At 42.4% G+C, this 3,072-nt stretch carries 5 protein-coding genes and 1 riboswitch; of the genes, 3 read left to right on the top strand and 2 right to left on the bottom strand.

Going from position 1 to position 3,072, the window contains the following annotated elements; genetic code table 11:
* Nucleotides 1-424: 424 nt before the first annotated feature.
* Nucleotides 425-529, top strand: a riboswitch (TPP riboswitch).
* On the top strand, nucleotides 519-800 hold the full coding sequence (locus NEPTK9_RS09335) for a SemiSWEET family sugar transporter (RefSeq protein ID WP_194848561.1): 282 nt from the start codon (nucleotides 519-521) through the stop codon (nucleotides 798-800). It overlaps the preceding riboswitch by 11 nt.
* Nucleotides 781-1,428, top strand: coding sequence for a thiamine diphosphokinase (locus NEPTK9_RS09330; RefSeq protein ID WP_194848560.1), 648 nt, complete (start codon nucleotides 781-783; stop codon nucleotides 1,426-1,428). Before NEPTK9_RS09335 ends, NEPTK9_RS09330 begins: the two co-directional genes overlap by 20 nt.
* Here the strand turns inward: NEPTK9_RS09330 and NEPTK9_RS09325 are convergent.
* Together NEPTK9_RS09325 and NEPTK9_RS09320 are read right to left on the bottom strand one after the other, a co-directional pair.
* Nucleotides 1,406-1,792: a DUF1003 domain-containing protein gene (locus NEPTK9_RS09325; protein WP_194848559.1), complete on the bottom strand. Its 387-nt coding sequence runs from the start codon at nucleotides 1,790-1,792 to the stop codon at nucleotides 1,406-1,408. The two genes, NEPTK9_RS09330 and NEPTK9_RS09325, sit on opposite strands and share 23 nt — an antisense overlap.
* A gap of 96 nt (nucleotides 1,793-1,888) precedes the next feature.
* Nucleotides 1,889-2,068 carry a hypothetical protein gene (locus tag NEPTK9_RS09320; RefSeq protein WP_194848558.1) on the bottom strand — a complete coding sequence of 60 codons (180 nt, stop codon included), beginning with the start codon at nucleotides 2,066-2,068 and terminating at the stop codon, nucleotides 1,889-1,891.
* Between the two features lie 20 nt (nucleotides 2,069-2,088).
* On the opposite strand from NEPTK9_RS09320, the gene NEPTK9_RS09315 reads away from it, so the two are divergent.
* Nucleotides 2,089-2,907, top strand: coding sequence for a mechanosensitive ion channel family protein (locus NEPTK9_RS09315; RefSeq protein ID WP_194848557.1), 819 nt, complete (start codon nucleotides 2,089-2,091; stop codon nucleotides 2,905-2,907).
* Nucleotides 2,908-3,072 lie beyond the last annotated feature (165 nt).

The raw sequence follows: 3,072 nt of genomic DNA, 5'->3' as shown, positions 1-3,072 counted from the left end.
TTTTAGCCACTTACCATATTCGCTTTGCTCGACTTTCAGCTTAACAAAAAAAATCCACTGAACCGACACAGCTTCGGAGCCGAAGGCGAAGAAAAGCTACGTCGTGAAGTGTTACCTCAGCATGCTGTATTTTGAACCATGCCTTTTTATCTATTCGTTTTAGGATGAATAAGACCCTTATATTTTGGTAAAGTGTTACCTCAACATGCTATATTTTGAACCATGCCTATTTTTTGTTTATGTTAACTATCAATGAATTACGAAAAATTCATGTGCCATCGGACATTTTGAACGTAGGCAGGGAAAGCAGGGATTGGGGTATCCCTCATAGGGAAAGTTAGTGGTCAAATCTTTTTTGTGAAAACGCCCTGGTCACTCTTGACCTCCACCTAGACGTTTAAACAACAAGATGATATTCTGAAGGGACTTTTAATCGGGGTGCCAACTTATGGCTGAGAAACGCGTAGTGCTTTAACCCGCATAACCTGATCTAGATAATTCTAGTGGAGGAATTTAAAATGATTTTGATGGTCATCGGCTTTGTTGCATCGGCAACATCTACAATTTCTTTACTCCCACAAATTTATCGCACTTGGCGTTTAAAGTCTGCAGAAGAGCTTTCCTTACTGATGCTGATTAACTTTTTGATCTGTTCGGTGAGCTGGGTTGCTTACGGGTTGATGACCGGGACCCAATCGGTTTGGGTAACCAACTGCATCATGACCTTTTTTTCGATTATTTTGCTTATCTTTAAGGTCCGCTTTACATCTGCACAGTTTCATGATAGAAAAGCTCCTTAAAAATTACCGCAGCATCATTTTCCTTGATGGGGAGAGTCTTGGTCCTTGGGTGATCCCTTGGATCAACCAAGAGGCAACCCTCATTGTGGCAGACGGGGCGGCCCATCGCCTAGAGAAATTAGGTGTGCAACCCAACTATATTGTAGGCGATGGGGACTCCTATCTGCCGTATGAATCTTATATTAAGGTCGATGATCAGAACACAACCGATTTTGAAAAGTGTATCGCCTTTGCAAAGGAGAAGGAGATCCTTCCGAGCCTTGTTTTAGGTGTGAGTGGAGGAGAAATTGACCATGTCTTAGGGAACGCTCAGGTCCTTCTTAAACATGCTGAAGGCTTCTCTCTTTTTTTTCTTGATCCCCACGCAGAGGGGATCAAGATCGGCTTGCCTGTATCTAAACAACCCTTACGCTCTAAAGTCCCCAAAGGGACGACCCTTTCGGTGATTCCCTTTGGCCCTGCCCGCATTACCTCTAAGGGGCTCGCTTGGGAGTTTCAGAACCAAGTGCTTGATCTGGATGGAGTTTTAGGGATGAGGAATCGAACAAAGTCTGAGGAAATCGAGATTCGTGTGGAGGAAGGAAAAGCTCTTATCATTATCGAAGTTACTTCTTTTTTCCGTCGATAAGCTCTTCAGTAAGTTCTAGCTGAATACGTTGGAGTTCAAGAAGTGATTCCCATTGTTGTTTCATAAAAAGATCGAGTCGAGAGTGGAGCTGCTGGATTTCAAGCTCTGCCTTTAAGTTTGGTTGATATTCTTTATTAGCTTGCAAGCGATCTTTTTCTGCTTGCCGACTTTGGCTCATCATAATAATCGGTGCTTGGATCGCTGCTAAGCAAGAAAGAACAAGGTTCAAAAGGATAAAAGGGTAGGGATCAAATCTCTCTTCAGTAAAGAAGAGGGTATTGATGACCATCCAGAGAATCAGTAGGAAAAAGAAGGATAGGATAAACTTCCAGCTTCCCCCAAACTTAGCCATCCGATCGGCCATCTTCTCCCCAAAGGCAAGCTTTTTTCAAAATTTTTATTAACATATTCTGCAAGGAGGTCATCACTCGCTAAGCTTTCGGCAACCTCTTTTTCAAGTTTAGAAAGTGCCCCCTTTATCGATATCGGGGTGATGCTTGAGGAGGGTCTCTAAGATAGAAGACTTGACAAGCTTAATAGGAAAGAGCTCCCTTACGGGAAACTTTTTTTTAGAAGTCTGACACACATCTTTTTTATGGTTGTTATTCATAGCTTGGGGTATAGTAAAAATGATTTTCAAAAGCAATAGACTTCATTATTATGGATAGCATTTTGTTTACTCTACAAGAGGTCCCTGTGACTGTTTGGGACTTCTGCATGTTTGTCTTGATCTCCGGTTTTTTCTTTTTTGTGGCTAAGCTTGTAAAAAAGGGAATCGAAAAAGCTCCTATATTTAAGCAAAAGCCTCCCTATCTTTTAAGTCGTCTTTCCTACTATGTCATTTTTCTACTGGGTATTTATATTGCTCTGACCAATTTAGGGATTAACCTCACAGGAATTGCTGTTGTTGCCGGAGCTTTAGGGGTCGGGATTGGATTTGGATTGCAGTCGGTTTTTAGCAACTTTGTTTCTGGAATCATCCTTTTAGCAGAAAAAAAAGTACGCCCAGGAGACCATATCCAACTCGAGTCAGGTGATACTGGGACCGTCCTAGAAGTCAATATCCGGACAACAGTGGTTCATACGCTGGATGGACGGAAGGTGATCGTTCCCAATACAGAGATGATCTCTAAAAGGGTAGCGAACTGGACTCTTGGAGAAGGGCTGCATCGTCTTCGTATTCCTTTTGCAGTTGAGCGGACAATGAAAAGAGAAAAAGTTGAAACACTTGCAGTAGAAGCTGCAAAAGGGATTTCGAGTCTTGCGAAAGATCCAGAAGTTTGGTTGATCCGGCTGACGGAGACAACCCAAGAGTTTGAACTGGTTGTTTGGGCGCGATGCGTTAAGAAAAGACTCTCTTCCTTTTCAACGACCGATGCATTTTTAACGGCCCTTCAAGAGGTTTTTGAAAAAGAAGGAATTGTGATCACCAGTGGTACCCGCATGCCTTCTCCTCCTCTTCCTCTTCAAGAAGTTTGAGTGAGGTTAACATCCCGAACAGGGTAAGGAATTTTGATCTTATTCGCAACAAGAGTTGATTCAATCCAGCAATTTTAAATTTGAACAAATACAGCTGGCCTCTAAAACTTCCTAAAAGCTATTGAGATGGAAAATCTATTCTTTCCTGCTCCCGCCCTCAGCAAG

The organism is Candidatus Neptunochlamydia vexilliferae (assembly GCF_015356785.1).
Classification (GTDB): Bacteria; Chlamydiota; Chlamydiia; order Chlamydiales; family Simkaniaceae; genus Neptunichlamydia; species Neptunichlamydia vexilliferae.
The sequence above is the reverse complement of the archived record's forward strand: the minus strand, read 5'-3'. Positions and strand labels throughout refer to the sequence as shown.